Source organism: Microbacterium oleivorans (assembly GCF_023715745.1).
GTDB classification, from domain to species: Bacteria; Actinomycetota; Actinomycetes; order Actinomycetales; family Microbacteriaceae; genus Microbacterium; species Microbacterium oleivorans_D.
Window position 1 is genome coordinate 18,657 of the sequence record NZ_JAMBOV010000004.1, and the last position, 16,744, is coordinate 35,400.

Consider the following 16,744-nt stretch of genomic DNA (forward strand, 5'->3'; position numbering starts at 1 on the left):
CGCCGCCGATCACCGCCCCGCGACCACCGCGTTGTCGATCGCGTCGAGGTCGACGCCGCGGCGCGAGACGGCGTTCGTCAGCAGCACCCAGGCGAGACCGGCGCTCGGGTGCACCCAGAACTCGGTGCCGGCCCAGCCGCCGTGACCGTAGACGTCCCGGTCGATGAGCCCGGGCGCGCGCGTGCGGAGGTTCCAGGTGAAGCCCCAATCCTGTCCGCTCTCGGCGGGGTAGGGCTCGAGCCGCGGGATGTCGCCCATCAGCGAGCGTCGCATCATCGCGAGCGTCGCCGGCTGCAGGATTCCGCCGGTCGCCCCGCCCTCGACGCGCAGCAACTCGGATCCCAGCCGCAGCAGGTCCTCCGCCCGCCCGACCATGCCCGCGCCCGGATGCCGGATCGCGGCGAACCGGGCCATGTCGACACCCGAGCGGGCCGCGTCCACCACCTCGACCGAGCCCGCGTGGTCGAGGCTGAGCCCGTCGGCTCCGATCTCGCCGGCCCACTGACCGACAGCATCCGCCCAATCCTGTCCGGTCGCGTGCTCGACGAGTGCGGCGATGCCCTCGAACGCGAGCGACGAGTACCGCGACGCGCTTCCCGCGACGAAGTCCCGTCCGCGCGTGACGAGCTCGGTCCGCAGCGGCGTCAGGGGGTCGAGCGGCGGCTCGGCGATGCCGGCGGTGTGCGACACGAGGTGGCGCAGCCGCACCACGTCTTCGCGCGCCGAGCCGAATTCCGGCACGGCCGCGGTCAGCGGCGTCTCGGTCGTCAGCAGGCCGCGCTCGATCACTCGAGCCGCCGCTATCCCGAGCAGCGGCTTCGTGATGGAGAAGAGCGGGTACCGAGCGGATGCCGCGGCTCCGTACCCCTCGAGGGCGACCGTGCCGTCGGCCGTAGCCACGCCGAGCACGGCCGACGGCAGCCGGCCCGCCTCGACGTGCCCGCGGACGAGGTCGAACGCGGCGCTCACGCGGTCGGCACCTGCAGCACGCCGTTGCGACGGTGCGGCAGTTGCGCCAGAGACGCGTCGCGGAGCGGCTCGGGCAGCAGCGCGTCGGGGGCGTCCTGGAAGGTGACCGGGCGCAGGAAGCGGCGGATAGCGGTGGCCCCGACCGAGGTGTGCAGCGACGTCGTCGCGGGCCACGGACCGCCGTGCTGCTGCGACCACGTCACGGCGACGCCGGTCGGCCAGCCGGCGAACAGCACGCGCCCGGCGCGCAGCTGCAACAGCTCGAGCACCTCGGCGACGTCCTCGCCCGCCTCGCTGTGCAGGGTCGCCGTGAGGCTTCCCGGCACGGCGCGCAGCGCGCGGAGCAGCTCAGCCTCGTCGCCGTAGCGGACGAGCAGGGTCACGGGGCCGAAGACCTCGGCGATCAGGGTCTCGGCGCGTTCGGCGACGGATGCGGCATCCGTCGTCAGGACGACCGGCCGGGCGCCGTCGGGCGTTTCGGCACCGTGCGCGAGCACCTCGACCGACGGGTCGGCCTCGAGGTCGCGGATGCCGTCGGGGAACGCGGTCGTGATGCGGTCGGTCAGCAGCGGACCGCCGGCCGCACCGGCGACGGCGTCGGCCACGAGATGCTCGACACCGCCGCCCTGCGGGATGAAGACGACGCCCGGCTTGGTGCAGAACTGTCCGGCGCCGAGAGTGAACGAGCCGACGAGACCGGAGGCCAGCTCGCCACCGCGAGCCGCTGCCGCGCCGGTCGTGACGACGACCGGGTTGACGCTGCCGAGCTCGCCGTAGAAGGGGATCGGGTCCGGCCGCCCGCTCGCGAGGTCGAACAGCGCGCGGCCGCCCGAGAGCGAGCCCGTGAACCCGGCGGCCTGGATGACGGGGTGCTGCACGAGCGCGTTGCCCGCCTCGCGGCCCTCGATGAGCGCGAGCGACCCGTCGGGTGCGCCGACGGCCGCGAGCGCCTCGATCGCGATGGCGGCGGTGCGCTTCGAGAGTTCGGGGTGGCCGGAGTGCGCCTTCACGATGACGGGGTTGCCCGCAGCCCACGCCGAGGCGGTGTCGCCGCCGCAGACCGAGAACGCGAAGGGGAAGTTCGAGGCCGAGAACACCGCGACCGGGCCGACGCCGACCAGCAGGCGACGCAGCTCCGGGCGGGGCGGGGTCGCCGCGGCATCCGCGTCGTCGACCGTCAGCTCGAGGTACGAGCCCTCGCGGACGACCGAGGCGAACAGACGAAGCTGACCGGTCGTGCGACCGACCTCGCCGCGCAGGCGCACGGCGCCCAGTCGGGTCTCGCGGTCGGCGATCGCGACGAGTTCGTCGGCGTGCGCGTCGAGCGCGTCGGCGACCGCCGTCAGCCAGCGGGCGCGGCCGTCGGCCGACGACGTGCGCCAGATCGGCGCGGCCGCCGCGGCGGCATCGGTGAGACGGGTGAGCTCTTCGGGTGACGTGGTCATCACGGTCCTTCCGGGTGGGTGAAGCGCAGCCCGAGGCCCTCGTGGGGCACCTCGGTCAGGGTTCCGTCGACGATCGCGACGGGGGAGGGGCCCTCGAGCGCACCGAGCGCGCCGAATGCGGCGTCCTCGATGTCCTCGACGAGGACCTCCTGCGGCAGGACCAGCGCGAGCTGGCCCGACAGTTCGGGCAACAGGTGGGGGTGGAGGTCGGCGCCCGCGGTGACGGCGTCGCCCGCGATTTCGAGGAACGGGGTGATCCCGCCGACACGCACGATGTTGGGCTGCACGACCTGCGCGGCGCCCGAGCGGATGAAATCGTCGAAGCGGTAGCGGGTGTGCACGTTCTCGCCGAGGGCGATCGGGACGGCCGATCCGCTCCGCAGCCGCCGGGCCAGTTCGATGTGGCCTGCGAGATCGTCGGCGCGCAGTGGCTCCTCGACCCAGGCGATGCCGTACGCCGCGAGCGCCTCGACGGCGGTGGTCGCGCGGTCGAGGTCCCACCGCTGGTTCGCGTCGACCATGAGGGCGCGGTCCGGTCCCACGACCTCGCGCACCGCGGCGACGCGTTCCACGTCACGGGCGAGATCGGGGCTGCCGACCTTCATCTTCACGGCACCGAATCCTGCGTCCACCCAGCGCCGGGCCTGCGCGAGCAGGTCGTCGAGCTCGTAGTGCAGGTTGATGCCGCTGCCGTACGACCGCACGGACTCGCGGCGGCGACCGATCGTCGTCGAGACGGAGGCGCCGGCCGATCGGGCCGCGGCATCCCACAGCGCGAGGTCGAGACCCGCGATCGCGATCGTCGTCAGACCGCCGCCGCCCGCCTCGTGCAGGTGGCGCCACAGCTCGGGCCAGAGCTCCGCCGGCGCGGCCGAGCGGCCGACGGCGAAGGCCGGGATGTCGTGCTGCAGCAGCGCGAGCACCGCCTCCGCGCCGATCTGCGGGGTCCACGAGAAGCCCCACCCCTCAGTGCCGTCGGAGCGCACCACGTGGGTCGCGACGACGCCGACCGAGGTGACGTCCGCCGCCCACGGGCGCGTCAGCGGCACCCGGGTCAGCCGGGCGTCGAAGGAGGCGATCGTGGTCACAGCAGCGCGCGACCCGCCGCGAGGATCTCGGCCAGGCGGGCCTCCTGCGCCGGCGTCGGGTCGACCAGCGGCGCGCGGACGGATCCGACCGGAAGGCCCTCGAGGCGAAGCCCCGCCTTGATGAGCGAGACGCCGAAGCCGGGGGTCTCGTCACGGAGCGCGACGAGCGGCGCGTAGAAGCCGTCGAGGATCGCCAGCCGTCGTGCCTCGTCGCCGTCGACGTACGCGCGGTAGTAGGCATTGGCGACGTCGGGGATCATCGCGAAGGCCGCCGACGAGTACAGCGGCACGCCGATGCCGCGGTACGCGCCCTGCGTCAGCTCGGCGGTCAGCAGACCGTTGAAGAACGCGAAGTCGTCGCGCCCGGCATCCGCCACGGCACGGACGATCAGCTGCGTCGCGCCGATGTCGCCGACGCCGTCCTTGAAACCGACGACCTTCGGGTTCGCGGCGAGCGTGCGGATCGAGTCCGCGGTGAACGCTGCGGAGCCGCGGTGGTAGACGACGACGGGCAGATCGGATGCCGCGGCGATCGCTTCGACGTAGGAGATGAGTCCGCGCTGCGGAGCGCCCACGAGGTACGGCGGCAGCACGAGCAGGGCGTCGGCGCCGGCATCCGCGGCGGAGCGGGCGACCTCGATCGCGTGGCCGAGGGGACCGCCGGCTCCGGCGACGACGGGGACGCGGCCGGCGACGGCCTCGACCGCCGTCCGGACCACGAGGGCCGACTCGGCGGCGGACAGGGCGTGGAACTCGCCCGTGCCGCACGCGGGGAAGACGCCGCCGGCACCGGCATCCACCCCTGCGGTGACGTGCTGGGTCAGGAGGTCGGTCTCGACGCGGTCCGCGGGGTCGAAGGGGGTGACGGGGAAGAAGAGGATGCCGTCGAAGTTCATACCGGCACGTCCTTTCGATCGATGGCGGCGTGCGGGAGCGGGGTCGTGAGGGCGTCGCGCCAGGAGTGCTGCGGACGCCAGCCCAGCACCCGCGCCGCCTTGGCGTTCGAGAACGCGGGCGAGGTGCCCGTCAGCGCGCGGGCGAGGTCTTCGGTGCCGGGCACGAAGCGCGGCAGGAGGTCCGCCAGGGGCGCGTCGGCGAGGGCGTCGTCGGCGCCGACGAAGAAGAGCTCCGCGTTCGGGATGTCGGGGAGCGCGGTCAGCAGCAGATCGGTGAACGACGCGACGTCGCGCGCGTCGACGTAGTTGAACAGCGCCGGGGCCGACAGCGCCGGATCGGCGATGCGCTCGGCGACCGTGTGGCCCTGCTGGGTCGGGGCGCCCGCCCATTCCTCCGGGGCGATGACGTAGCAGGGGCGGAACGTCGCGTAGCGGACGTCGTCGCCCGTGCGCCGGTGCAGCATCGTCACGGTCTGCTCGATCATGAGCTTCGACAGCGCGTACGCGTTCCAGGGCCGCGGCGTCGAGGTCTCGTCGAGCGGCAGGGACTCGGGCAGCCAGCCGGACGGGTTGCCGTAGCCGAGGACGGTCGGGCTGGATGCCGCCACGATCCGTCGGATGCCGGCATCCACCGCTCCGCCGAGGACGGAGACGGCGAGCCCGGTGTTGGTGCGCATGATGACGTCTTCGGGTGCACTGAAGGGCACGGCGATCGCCGCGAGGTGGACGATCGAGTCCGCCTTGGCCCCGGCGAGCACGTCGCGGGTCGCGGCGGCGTCGAGGAGGTCGATCGAGATCTGCTCGACCCCGTCTATGCGCAGGTCGTCGGAGGGCGCGCGGTCGAGGGAGACGACCTCGTGCCCGCGGGCGGCGAGCCCGGCGACGAGGTTGCGCCCGAGCCGGCCGGAACCGCCGGTGACGACGACGCGGCTCATCGCACGTCCCTGCTCGTCGGCTCGCGCAGGATGGCGACACCCAGGTCGGCGACCTGCACGGGCATGCCGGTCTCGAGCGAGCGGTTGCCGGCGATGCCGACCGCGATCGAGCGCACGCCGTCGGTCCAGTCCGCGGGGCGACCCAGCGGGTCGTCCACCGGGCCGGCGAAGACGTCGGCGAGAAGGAGGGCGTCGCCGCCGCCGTGGGCGGACTCGCCTGAGACGATCGGAACCTCGACGGCCTCCTCCCAGTGACGCTGCACGAGCAGGCGCTCACCCATGGGTCGCAGGCTCGAGTGAGCGGCATCCTGCACAGCACTCGGGTCGACGACCGGGTGCAGGCCGTCGCCGACGAGGACGGCGCCCCGCTCGACGACCTCGAGCTCGGCGCGCCCCTCGGTGCCGTTGACCGCGACGCGGTAGCCCTCCCACGGGGCGTGCGCGTTCAGCGAGTACGACAGGGTCGCGCCGTCCGAGTAGTCGACGACGAGGGCGAGGTTGTCCTCGATCGTGATGCCCGGGCCGAACACGTCGCGGTCGCGGACGTAGCCGTCGTGCTGCTCGGCGTCGAGGTACAGCGCTCGCAGGCGGTCGTCGCCGCGCAGGTCGAGCTCGAACGGGTCGCGGTCGCCGTCGTGCGTGCCGCGCTCCGGACGGTCGCCGAGGCCGCGGGCGGCGGCGTTCTCGGCGCCGTAGAAGCGGAGCGCGCCCGAGGCGAACACGCGGCGAGGGCGCTGGGCGATCCACCAGTTGACGAGGTCGAAGTGGTGGCTCGACTTGTGGACGAGGAGCCCGCCGGAGTGCTCCTTCTCGCGGTGCCAGCGGCGGAAGTAGTCGGCCCCGTGCTGGGTGTCGAGCATCCAGGAGAAATCGATCGAGGTGACGCGGCCGATCCGGCCCTCGGCGATGACCTGGCGGAGGGCGGTGTTGCGGGGCGCGTAGCGGTAGTTGAACGTGAGGACGACCGTGCGGCCGGTCCGCTCGGCGGCGGCCTCGATGGCGGCGGCGCTGGCCGCGTCGATGGTGAGGGGCTTCTCGACGACGACGTCGGCCCCGGCATCCATCGATCGGACGATGAGCTCGGCGTGCAGGTCGTCGCGGGCGGTCACGATGACCCGCTCGATGCGCTCGGTGCGGATCATCTCCTCGAGCTGGTCGGGCTGCCAGGTGGTGGGGGCGGCGAGGCCGTGGCCGGCGAGGCGGTCGACGTAGAACTGCGCGCGGGTCGGGTTCGGCTCGCAGATCGCGACGAGTTCGGCGCGGTCGCGGTAGTCGTCGGCGATGGCGTCCACGTACATCTGTGCGCGGTGGCCTGCGCCGACGAGGGCGTACCGGGTGGTCATGGCTCTCCTTCGTGCCGGACTCCTCCGAGCCGCGAAACCGACTCAGGAAACGTTTTCTCGACGGTAGCACGGATACTGCCGGGACCGCGAGGAGGGATCTCCCCGCCGGTCAGGGAGCGGGCGGAGCGGTCGTGCCGCGGAGGATGACCTCCGGCACGACGGTGTGCGTCGCCTCGGGGGACTCACCCTGCAGGAGGGCGCGGAGGGCGCGCCAGGCGAGGGCACCGAGTTCCGCCGTCGGGACGGCGGCCGTCGTCAGGGCGGGGGAGGTGTAGCGCGCGAAGGGGATGTCGTCGAAGCCCGCGATGGACAGGTCGCCGGGGACGCTCAGTCCGCGCTCGGTCGCGGCGCTCAGCAGGCCCATCGCAGACAGGTCGTTGAAGGCGAGCACGCCGGTGGCGCCGGTCTCGAGCACGGCGTCGAGCGAGTCCGCGCCCGCGGCGAAGTCGACACCCGCGGGGATCTCGACGATCTCGCAGCCGTCGAGCGTCGCGCGGGCGTCGTCGAGGGCGGCGAGGCGCTGCGCGTTGGAGGCGCTGCGCTTGGCGCCGGCGAGATAGGCGATGCGGCGGTGCCCGAGTCCGTACAGGTGGTCGATGACCTCGCGCAGCGGCGTGCGGTAATCGGCGGCGACGCTCGGAGCGTCGCCGGCGCGATTGACGAGCACGACGGGGGCGACTTCGGCGAGCACCTCGGCGAGGGCGGCATCCGACATACGCGGCGCGCAGAGCACGAGGCCGTCGGACCGGCGACGGGACTCGAGGGCGAGCAGGCGTTCCTGCTCCTCGTGCTCGTCGGAGTCGGCGACGAGCACGTGATAGCCGTCGGCGACGGCGGCGCGGCTGAGGCCGCGGAGCATGCCCTGGAAGGTCGGGTTGGAGAGGTCGGGCACGACGACGGAGATCGTCTGCGTCTTGCCGAGGACGAGGCTGCGGGCGAGGGGGTTGGCGGAGTAGCCGAGCTCGGTGGCCGAGGCGCGGACCCGCTCGGCGAGGGCTGGGTCGACGGTCGCGTTGCCGTTCATGACCCGTGAGACGGTCGCCAGTGAGACGCCGGCGTGCTTGGCGACGTCGGTGATCGTCGTCTGCTTGGCCCCTGCCATCGGCTCCCCCTCGCGCCTTCCGGCGTGCGCGTCGCGCCTGTCGGTGTGGCCATACTATGCGAGGAAACGTTTTATGACGGGAGACGACGATGTCCGGATCTGCTGCCGACCGCGCCGCGAAGCAGGAGCGGCTGGAGGCGGTGCGGCGGGATGCCGGCGGTCACCCGCTCGTGCTCTCGTCCCACGAGGCGCTCGCCTGGTATCTCGAGGGTGCACGTACGCACGTCTCTCTGGCAGGCCCGCCCGTCCTCGCGGTGCGGGTCGACGACGGCGGTGACACGCTGTTCGTGGGCGGGAACGAGGCCGACCGGCTCATCGCCGAGGAGCTGCTGCCCGAGGATGCCGAGCGAGTCGTCCGCGTGCCGTGGCATCGATCTGTGGTCGAGGCGGCCGGGGTGGGGCTCGTCGAGGCCGAGGTCGCTCCCGCATTGCGCGCCGCGCGGGCGTCGCTGCTGCCCGCAGAGGCGGATCGTTATCGCGCTCTCGGGCGCGAGACGGCAGAGGTGCTGACGGCGGTCGCCCGCGAGTTGAACGCGTCGTCGACCGAGCGGTCGGCCGCGGCCGCGCTCGCCTCGGGTCTGGCTGCACGGGGGATCGACCCGCTCGTGATCCTGGTCGCGGGGGAGGAGCGGCTGCCCCACCGGCATCCGCTCCCCGCGGACGGTGTGCTCGGAAGCCGCGCGATGCTCGTGGTGTGCGGCCGGCGTCACGGGCTCATCGCCAACGCCACGCGGTGGGTGGGGGAGGCGGGAGCCGACGACGACAGGATCCTCGCGGTCGAGGCGGCGTTCCTCGCCGCGACCCGACCGGGTGCTCGGCTGAACGACGTCTTCGCCGCCGGGACGGCCGGGTATGCGGCGTCCGGCTTCGACGCGGACGAGTGGACGAAGCACCACCAGGGCGGACCGACCGGGTACGCCGGCCGCGACCCCCGCGCGACGACGCTGACGACGGATGCGGTGGTGTCGTCGCACGCCTTCGCCTGGAACCCGAGCGCGCCCGGCGCGAAGGTCGAGGACACGGTCCTCGTGACGGAGTCGGGCATCGAGGTCCTGACGGTCGACCCGGCGTGGCCGACCGAGGAGTTCGCCGGGCTACGGCGGCCGGCGGCGCGCGCGTTCGGCTGAGGCGGCGCCCGCGGTGAGTGCGGCGGATTCGGAGACATGCGTCGGTTTCGGGTGTGATCCGGATCGTGTGACGGTGGAGCCAGCGGCCGCCCTTGCGAGGTGAGAGGACCCTCATCTTCGGGGTGTGCATAACGGGTGTTCTCGGCCCGTTTTCCGGCCGTGGATGTCGGTGGCGGGTGGCAGAGTGCAGATATGACGGATGCGGCGGAAACCCCCGGTGGCGAGGACTATCTCGCCACCCTGGCGGGCATCGTCGCGGAGGCCGGCGGGCTGACGCGTGAGCTTGCCGCGGTCCAGATCCGAGAGCTCCGAATGCTCGCTGCGGCGGGACGTTTGGCGGAGGCGCAGACCGCGCAGCGCAACGCGCGCGTGCAGGTGCACGACATGGCCCTCCGGTCGATCGCGGCGGAAGTCGGTGGGGTGATGCGTGTCACCGACCGGACCGTGCAACGCCGCATCGGGGAAGCGCGCACGCTGATCGAAGGGTTCGCCGCGACCGTCGAGGCGTGGGAGCAGGGACGCATCGTGCGTGGTCATGCGACCGCCATCGTGGAAGCCGGGATGAGCCTCCCCGCCGAGCTGTGGGTGGAGTTCGAGGCAGCGGCGATCACCCGGTGCGAGCGGGACACCCCGAACCGTGTCCGTGCTGAGTTGGAGATCATCGCCCATCGGATGCACCCGCGGTCGTTCGCCGAGCGGCACGAGGAGGCGGCCGCGGGCCGCTGTGTGCGGCTCGTCCCCGGGCGGGACGGGATGTCGGACGTGATCGCGACCCTGCCGACGGTGATCGCCGAGGGGATCCACGACCGGTTGACGCAACAGGCGCGAGCGATCATCGACACCCGCGACGAGCGCGTTGCCGCGCACGCCGGCCCGGGCGACGACACTGCCAGCGTGATCGCGTCCGACACCCGGTCGACGGATCAGGTACGTGCGGACGTGTTCGCGGACCTGCTCCTCGCCGGCACCCCGGCGTTGGACGACACGCGTGACACCACCGCAGGGCCCCCGGCGCGATCCGCGCACGCGTGCAGATCCTCGTCCCGGCCGCGACACTCACGGGAGACGACGACGGACCCTGCCATCTCGCGGGCCGCTCCCCGATCGACCCGGCGTCCGCGCGCTGCCTCGCGGGCGGCACCGGGGTCTGGGAGCGCCTTTTTCACGATTCGACCACCGGGGTTACCGCCGCGACCGACTCGTACCGGGTGCCGTCGGGTATGCGACGGTTCCTCCAGGCCCGCGACCAGCACTGCCGGTTCCCCGGATGCCGCACCGCCGCGATCCGCTGCGAGATCGATCACACCCACGATCACGCCCTCGGCGGGAAGACAGAGCTCGGGAACCTCGCGCACCTGTGTCAACGGCACCACTCGATGAAGCAGTTCACCGCCTGGAGAGTCCGACAACTCACGGGTGGCGTCCTCGAATGGACTTCACCCCTGGGCAGAACGTATCGCCAAGACGCACCCACCCCGGCCGTCGCCTTCAGTCCTGCCGTACCACCACCCCCACCACTCGCACCGCCGCCTGCTTCGTCACTTGTGGGATCTCGCGATGCACCCTCGACGAGTGGATCCTGCCTCGCTAAAGCGCACGCGCCGTGAAGATCATCAGACGAGTAGAGCCATCGAACGGCGCGCCGGTCCACTCCCCGTGCACCGACTCCACCCCGAATCCCGTCGACTGCAGATCGTCTTCCAGCTCCGCCTGGCTGCGGAACACGAGCGCCTGCTCCTCGATGACCGTTTCGCCCGTCGCAAAGCGGTTGTGAGCGCGGAACCGCACGATGCGCTCGTCGACCACCTCGACATCCATCCATTCGGTCAGCGTCCCATGCGGAGTTTCTCGGTGCGAAGGCGCCGCCGACCACGACTCCCACTCGCGGAACGCGGGATTGCGGCTCTCGAACGACAGCGTCCCGCCCGGCCGCATCCGCGCACGCAGGTCGTGGAGGGTGCGCGCCCACTCAGCGTCGGGGAGGTGCTGCACCACATTGCCGGTCATCAGGACGAGATCGAACGGCCCCGACGGCGCCATGCGGCTGTCGCCCAGGACCCACTCGACGTCGTCCCCGCCGTCGCGGCGGCGCGCGAATTCGAGCATCGCGCGAGAGGGATCGACCCCCACCACCCGCCGTCCGTCGCGCGCCAAGGTGACGGTCAGCATCCCGGTCCCGCATCCGAGATCGAGGACGCTTCGCGCCCCGCACTCGTCGGCCAGCGAACGGTAGAAGTCGTGATCCGGACCGTCGGGGTTGTCGACGTCATAGAGGCCGACGATTCGGGGGTCGTAATCCGTCACGTCCTCAGCGTAGGCAGCCCGCCTCACGCCGTGAGCGTCGACCCCTTCGCCGGCTGATCCCCGTCGCGCCGCTCGATCGCACGCAGACTCTGCGCGACGAAGCGCGCGATGCGCCGCGCGCCCTCGAGCCGGAAGTGCGTGTCGTCGACGAGACCTTCCGGCCACGCGGCGGTCTCGCCGGGCGCGTAGTGCGACAGCAGACGAGCGGATGCCGCGTCCCCCACATCCTCGTAGAGCCAGGTCGTGAACACCGTCAGGTCGATGAGATCGACCCCCTCGGTGGCCGCCAGATCGCGGACCGCGTTCGGGTAGTCGCCGTGCGTCGGCGTGACGCGATCCCCGTCGAACCACCGCCGCTCGCACGACGAGCACAGCACTGGCCGCGCGCCGCGCTCCCGCACCTCGCGCACCATCCGTCGCAGCCGCTCGGTATAACCGCCGCGAGAGGCGAGCAGGTCGGGCTGCTTCTGATCGTTGTGCCCGAATTGGATCACCACGGTGTCGCCCTCGGCCACATCCGCGATCAGCCGTGCCCATGTGCCGGTCGCGAGGAATGACTCGGTCGTCGCGCCGCCGAACGCGTGATTCCGCACCGGAGCCGCGACGAACTCGCCGAGGCACTCGCCCCAGCCCGCCATCGGCTCCTCGCCGACCTTCATGGGCGCGACCGTCGAGTCTCCTGCCAGGTGATATGTCATCCGCATCCTCTCGATGATCCCGGACATGGCGATGCGGCGGCCGGGACATCCCGACCGCCGCATCCGTCTGTCAGCTCGCGGCCAGCGCCGTGTCGACCTGCGAGACGAGCTCCTTGGCGGCATCCGCCGGAGTCGTCTTGCCGAACGTGACGTCGTCGAGCAGCTTCGTGATGATCGGGCCGAGCTGCGAGGTCGGCAGCGCGATCGGGTTCTGCGGCGTGCCACCGGCCTGGGACAGTCGGTCGATGAAGGCCACCTGCTCCTTCTCCGACTCGGTCAGGTCGGGGGTGATCGCCTCGAGCACCGTCGGGTCGGCGGGGATGCCGAGGGTCAGCTTGTTGAGCGGGCCCGCCTCTTCGCTGTTCAGCAGGAAGTCGATCAGCATGGCGGCTTCCTTGGGGTGCTTCGACTTCGAGTACACCGCGTACTGCACGGTCGGCTGGATGACGAGACCCACCTCGCCGGCGCTGTCGCCGGGGACGTTCAGGATCTTGAGCTCCTGACCCGAGGCGCCCGCATAGATGCCGATGAAGTTCAGCGGCGCGAACGTCATGCCGATCTTGCCCTGGCCCATGAGGCTCTGCTCGAGTGACGCCGAGGCGTCCTCCGCCGCGGTCGAGGCGTCGGGCGACCCGCCCGAGTCCTGCAGGTCCTTCGAGAACTCGAAGAACTCCTGCGCCGTCGCCTCACTCACGCCGAACTTCCCGTCGGCCGTGTAGAGGTCCTCGCCGTTCTGGCGCGCGAACGCCATGAGCGACTGGTCGTTCGAGATCGCGGACGACCCGTAGACGCCGTCGCCGGCCTTGTCGGAGATCTCCTTGGCGATCTCGATGTAGTCGTCCCACGTCCAGGACGTGTCATCGGGGAGCTCGACACCCGCGGCCTCGAAGACGGCCGGGTTGACGATGATGCCGCGAGAGCCGACACCCGTCGGCAGAGCGTAGAGCTTGCCGTCGATGATGCCCGCGTCGAGCGAACCGGCCTGGAACTTCTCCTGGTCGACGTCGGCGCTGATGTCGGCGATCGCGTTCTTGCTCACGTAGAGCGGCAGTGCGTCGTACGTGATCTGCAGCGCGTCGGGCGCGCCGCCGCCGGCGACCTGCGTGGCGAGCTTGTCGTAGTAGCCGTTGTACTCGCTCGGTTCGCCCTCGACGGTGATGTTCGGGTGCGCCTTCTCGAACAGCGCGATCTGCTCGTCCTTGATGGCGTTCAGCTCATCACTGCCCCACCAGGCGAAGCGGAGCGTGATCTTCTCGTCGCCGTTCCCGGCTCCGGATCCACCGCCGCAACCGGTCAGTGTGACGGCCAGCGCCACGCCGGCGGCGGCGATGGCGAGGAGGCGTCGATTCTTCATGGGGTTCCTCTCAGACGGTGCGGCGGCGGAAGGCGCGCAGCAGGACAGGGGTGATCCGAGCGGAGCGGAGGGTCGATCGGTGGGCGGCCGTGCGGTCGTGTCGGGTCGGGCCGGTGGTGATCGTGGTCATGCCGCTCCTTCGCGGATCAAACGTTTTCTCAGCGGCGAGAAAACGCTTACTGACGGACGGTAGCGTCGTCCCCGCAGGGTTGTCAACGACCGTTGTGTCTCGCTTGGGTCACGCCGTGAGAGTGTCCGCGAAGAAGGCCCGCGCCTCCTCCTGCATTCCGACGCTCGACACGTGACCTTCGTCGAAGAACGTTCCGCGGTACCCGGGCGTGCCCGCGAGCGCCGCGTCGGCATCCCGCATCCCCTCGAGCGGGAACAGCGGATCGCGCTCGCCGTACTGGACGAGCAGCTCCCGCGGTGCAGCGGACGCCGCGATCTCCGGCAGGTCGCCGGCGGTACGGATGCCGGGGCTGTTCAGCAGCCACGAGTGGGTGTCGAGCTCCGTAGGGACGATCGACGCGAAGGTCGCCATCATGCAGGTGACGACGGTCGCGCGGACGCGATCGTCGAGGGCGCGCAGGAGGACGGCGCGCCCGCCGCCGCCCGAGAGTCCGAAGGTGCCCAGACGGGTGGCATCCACTCCGTCGACGGAGGCGAGCACGTCGAGCGCGGCGAGATCGTCGGTCGCGACGGCGCCGGCGAGCGATGTGCCCAGCATCCCCGCCGCCTTCGCCAGCGAGTCCTCGTGCAGCGAGGCGACGGCGTCGAACCGCTCCGCCTCGGTCGGGACGATGCCCTCTTCGCGCCACAGCGCCTCGCGCGCGGCGATGAGGCCGGCCAGGCGCGGCGTCGGATGCGAGAGGTCGAACGCCCGGCTGCCCCACGAGAACGCGTCGTGCGCGAGCACCACGAAGCCGTCGTGCGCGAGGTCGTTCGCCGGGGAGCGCCCGCCGTAGACGCTCGCGCGCAGAATCGCGGCGGACGGGTGCGCCTCGGCATCCGTGTCGACGAGCTGCTCGCCGCCGACGGAGCGGATGCCGCCGTGGCAGTGGAGCCCGAGCAGGCCGGGCAGCGGGCGTCCGTCGTCGTCCGGTCGCAGCAGCCAGGCGCGGGTGCGCGGTCCGTAGGGCAGTTGCCAGGTGAGCTCGCGACCGTGGATGCCGTCCGCCCGCCACTCCCGCTCGATCCGCAGATCGGTCGCTGCCGTCCGCCGCACACCGAGGGCGCGGGCGAGGGCGGATCGCAGTCCGGGGCCGTCGGTCGCGGTCGGTTCGTGCGCGAGGAAGGCCGGCCATTCGGGGTATCCGGCGATCGGTCCGAGGCTCGCGGACGACTCGTCGGTGCGGGCGGAATCGGCCATGGCGGCTCCTCATCGTCGTCGATCGCTTGTGCGTTCCGCTCGATAGTGTATCGTCACAGAAAGCGCTTTCTGAGCGTGGATACGGCGGTCGCAGACGACCGTCGGAAGTGTCGAGGAGGACCCGGATGAGCGCGATCAGCGAGCTGTCCCAGCTGCGCCGCGGCGGTGGAAAACGTGGACAGCGCGAGCGACCGAAGGACACGAAGGCGGCGCTCGTCTTCCTGGCACCGTGGCTGCTCGGCCTCATCCTCGTGACCGTTCTGCCGATCCTGGCGTCCCTCTACCTCTCGTTCACGAAGTACGACCTGTTCAACGCCCCCGAGTGGATCGGGCTCGACAACTACGTGCGCATGGCGCAGGACCCGCGCCTCGCGGCATCCCTCGGTGTCACCTTCGTCTACGTCCTCGTCGGCGTCCCCCTCGCGATGGCCGCCGCGCTCGGTGTCGCGCTCCTGCTCGACAAGGGACTGCGCGGGCTCGCGTTCTACCGCTCGATGTTCTATCTGCCGTCGCTGCTCGGCTCGTCGGTCGCCGTCGCGATCCTGTGGAAGCAGATCTTCGGTGTCGACGGCATCGTCAACCAGTTCCTGGCGATCTTCGGCATCGAGGGTCCCGGCTGGATCTCGAATCCCGACACCGCGCTGTCGACCATCATCCTGCTGAGCGTCTGGGGCTTCGGAGCCCCGATGGTGATCTTCCTCGCCGGCCTCCGGCAGATCCCGGTCATGTACTACGAGGCGGCATCCGTCGACGGCGCCGGTCCCGTGCGGCAGTTCTTCTCGATCACGCTGCCGCTGCTCAGCCCCATCGTCTTCTTCAACCTCGTGCTGTCGATGATCGGTGCGTTCCAGGCGTTCACGCAGGCGTTCATCATCTCGGGCGGATCGGGCGGCCCGTCCGACTCGACGCTCTTCTACACGCTGTACCTCTACCAGAAGGGGTTCACGGCCTTCGACATGGGCTACGCCTCGGCGATGGCCTGGCTGCTCGTCGCCATCATCGCGGGCTTCACCGCCGTGAACTTCGCTCTCTCCAAGCTGTGGGTGTTCTATGACGACTGAACTGATCACGACCCGCGACCGGCGCTTCGCCCAGGAGCGGCAACGCATCCGTCGCCGGCAGTCAGCCGCGCTCGGCGGCCGTTCGAAGGTGAGCGTCGTCGCCCGGCACATCTTCCTCATCGCGACGTCGGCGCTCATGCTCTACCCGCTGCTGTGGATGGTCGTCAGCTCGCTGCGACCCAACGACGAGATCTTCCGCCTGCCCGGCCTCTGGCCGCTCTCGTTCGAGATCTCGAACTACACCGAGGGCTGGAACGCCCTGTCGCCGTCGTTCGGCACATACCTCTGGAACTCGATCGTCGTGGTCGCCGGTTCGATCGTCGGCAACCTCATCTCGTGCTCGATGGCGGCCTACGCGTTCGCGCGACTGAACTTCCACTTCAAGCGCACGATGTTCGCGATCATGCTCGTCACGATCATGCTGCCCGTGCACATCGTGATCGTGCCGCAGTACATCATGTTCAGCCAGCTCGGCCTGGTGAACACGTTCTGGCCGCTCATCCTCCCGAAGGCCCTCGCGACCGACGCGTTCTTCATCTTCCTGATGGTGCAGTTCATCCGCGGCATCCCCCGCGACCTCGACGAGGCGGCGCGCATCGACGGCGCGGGGCACGCCCGCATCTTCCTGCAGATCCTGCTGCCGATGATGACCCCGGCCCTCGCCACGACGGCGATCTTCACCTTCGTGTGGGTGTGGAACGACTTCTTCGGCGCCCTCATCTACCTGAACAACCCCGACCTGTTCACCGTGCCCCTGGCACTCCGCCAGTTCATGTCGGCCCAGGGTGCGTCGAATTTCGGCGGCATGTTCGCGATGTCCGTCGTGTCCCTCGTCCCGGTGTTCCTCGCGTTCCTGTTCGGTCAGCGCTTCCTCATCCGCGGCATCGCCACGACCGGCATCAAGTAAGACGCCGCGCGGGAAGGCTGCGGCCCCCGCATCCCCCGCGTGTCCACATCATGTGCTCGGCACGAGAGCATACGTTCCGGCCCGTTCGGAACGTGTGCTCTCGATCGGTGCACATGATGTGGCCCTCATGGTCGCGCGACCGCGAC

Annotated in this window: 14 protein-coding genes and 1 pseudogene; 4 read left to right on the forward strand and 11 right to left on the reverse strand. The window is 71.1% G+C overall.

Features of this window, described 5'->3' with window-relative positions; all coding sequences use genetic code 11:
• Window positions 1–9 precede the first annotated feature (9 nt).
• The 7 genes from M3190_RS10930 to M3190_RS10960 all read right to left on the reverse strand — a co-directional run bounded on the left by M3190_RS10930 (window position 10) and on the right by M3190_RS10960 (window position 7,778).
• Complete coding sequence (locus M3190_RS10930) at window positions 10–969, reverse strand: serine hydrolase domain-containing protein (RefSeq protein WP_251581332.1); 960 nt, start codon at window positions 967–969, stop codon at window positions 10–12.
• On the reverse strand, window positions 966–2,414 hold the full coding sequence (locus M3190_RS10935; protein ID WP_251581334.1) for an aldehyde dehydrogenase (NADP(+)): 1,449 nt from the start codon (window positions 2,412–2,414) through the stop codon (window positions 966–968). The genes M3190_RS10930 and M3190_RS10935 overlap by 4 nt, the downstream gene beginning before the upstream one ends.
• Window positions 2,414–3,502: a mandelate racemase/muconate lactonizing enzyme family protein gene (locus tag M3190_RS10940; protein WP_251581336.1), complete on the reverse strand. Its 1,089-nt coding sequence runs from the start codon at window positions 3,500–3,502 to the stop codon at window positions 2,414–2,416. The genes M3190_RS10935 and M3190_RS10940 overlap by 1 nt, the downstream gene beginning before the upstream one ends.
• Window positions 3,499–4,398, reverse strand: coding sequence for a 5-dehydro-4-deoxyglucarate dehydratase (locus M3190_RS10945; RefSeq protein WP_251581338.1), 900 nt, complete (start codon window positions 4,396–4,398; stop codon window positions 3,499–3,501). Before M3190_RS10945 ends, M3190_RS10940 begins: the two co-directional genes overlap by 4 nt.
• On the reverse strand, window positions 4,395–5,333 hold the full coding sequence (locus M3190_RS10950) for an NAD-dependent epimerase/dehydratase family protein (RefSeq protein ID WP_251581340.1): 939 nt from the start codon (window positions 5,331–5,333) through the stop codon (window positions 4,395–4,397). Before M3190_RS10950 ends, M3190_RS10945 begins: the two co-directional genes overlap by 4 nt.
• On the reverse strand, window positions 5,330–6,676 hold the full coding sequence (locus M3190_RS10955) for a Gfo/Idh/MocA family protein (RefSeq protein WP_251581342.1): 1,347 nt from the start codon (window positions 6,674–6,676) through the stop codon (window positions 5,330–5,332). Before M3190_RS10955 ends, M3190_RS10950 begins: the two co-directional genes overlap by 4 nt.
• 109 nt (window positions 6,677–6,785) lie before the next feature.
• Window positions 6,786–7,778, reverse strand: a complete 993-nt coding sequence (locus M3190_RS10960) for a LacI family DNA-binding transcriptional regulator (RefSeq protein WP_251581344.1) — start codon at window positions 7,776–7,778, stop codon at window positions 6,786–6,788.
• A 170-nt stretch (window positions 7,779–7,948) separates the two neighbouring features.
• Between M3190_RS10960 and M3190_RS10965 the strand changes: the two genes are divergently transcribed.
• Together M3190_RS10965 and M3190_RS10970 are read left to right on the forward strand one after the other, a co-directional pair.
• Window positions 7,949–8,905: a M24 family metallopeptidase gene (locus tag M3190_RS10965; RefSeq protein WP_251582075.1), complete on the forward strand. Its 957-nt coding sequence runs from the start codon at window positions 7,949–7,951 to the stop codon at window positions 8,903–8,905.
• A gap of 192 nt (window positions 8,906–9,097) precedes the next feature.
• Window positions 9,098–10,431 (forward strand): annotated as a pseudogene (locus M3190_RS10970) (DUF222 domain-containing protein); the annotation flags it as partial.
• 61 nt (window positions 10,432–10,492) lie between these two features.
• Here the strand turns inward: M3190_RS10970 and M3190_RS10975 are convergent.
• The 4 genes from M3190_RS10975 to M3190_RS10990 form a co-directional block, all read right to left on the reverse strand.
• The gene (locus M3190_RS10975; protein WP_308222252.1) at window positions 10,493–11,236 is read right to left on the reverse strand and encodes a class I SAM-dependent methyltransferase; all 744 of its coding nucleotides are present in this window, start codon (window positions 11,234–11,236) and stop codon (window positions 10,493–10,495) included.
• Window positions 11,233–11,907, reverse strand: coding sequence for a GDSL-type esterase/lipase family protein (locus tag M3190_RS10980; protein ID WP_251581348.1), 675 nt, complete (start codon window positions 11,905–11,907; stop codon window positions 11,233–11,235). Before M3190_RS10980 ends, M3190_RS10975 begins: the two co-directional genes overlap by 4 nt.
• A 70-nt stretch (window positions 11,908–11,977) precedes the next feature.
• A complete protein-coding gene (locus M3190_RS10985) occupies window positions 11,978–13,261 on the reverse strand; it encodes an ABC transporter substrate-binding protein (RefSeq protein WP_251581350.1) in 1,284 nt (427 codons plus the stop codon).
• A gap of 238 nt (window positions 13,262–13,499) precedes the next feature.
• Entirely contained in the window at window positions 13,500–14,630 is a 1,131-nt protein-coding gene (locus tag M3190_RS10990; protein ID WP_251581358.1) for an acetylxylan esterase, read from the reverse strand.
• Window positions 14,631–14,755: 125 nt separating this feature from the next.
• Between M3190_RS10990 and M3190_RS10995 the strand changes: the two genes are divergently transcribed.
• Complete coding sequence (locus tag M3190_RS10995) at window positions 14,756–15,691, forward strand: carbohydrate ABC transporter permease (RefSeq protein ID WP_251581360.1); 936 nt, start codon at window positions 14,756–14,758, stop codon at window positions 15,689–15,691.
• The gene (locus M3190_RS11000; protein WP_251581362.1) at window positions 15,681–16,598 is read left to right on the forward strand and encodes a carbohydrate ABC transporter permease; all 918 of its coding nucleotides are present in this window, start codon (window positions 15,681–15,683) and stop codon (window positions 16,596–16,598) included. The genes M3190_RS10995 and M3190_RS11000 overlap by 11 nt, the downstream gene beginning before the upstream one ends.
• The last annotated feature ends 146 nt before the right edge of the window (window positions 16,599–16,744 follow it).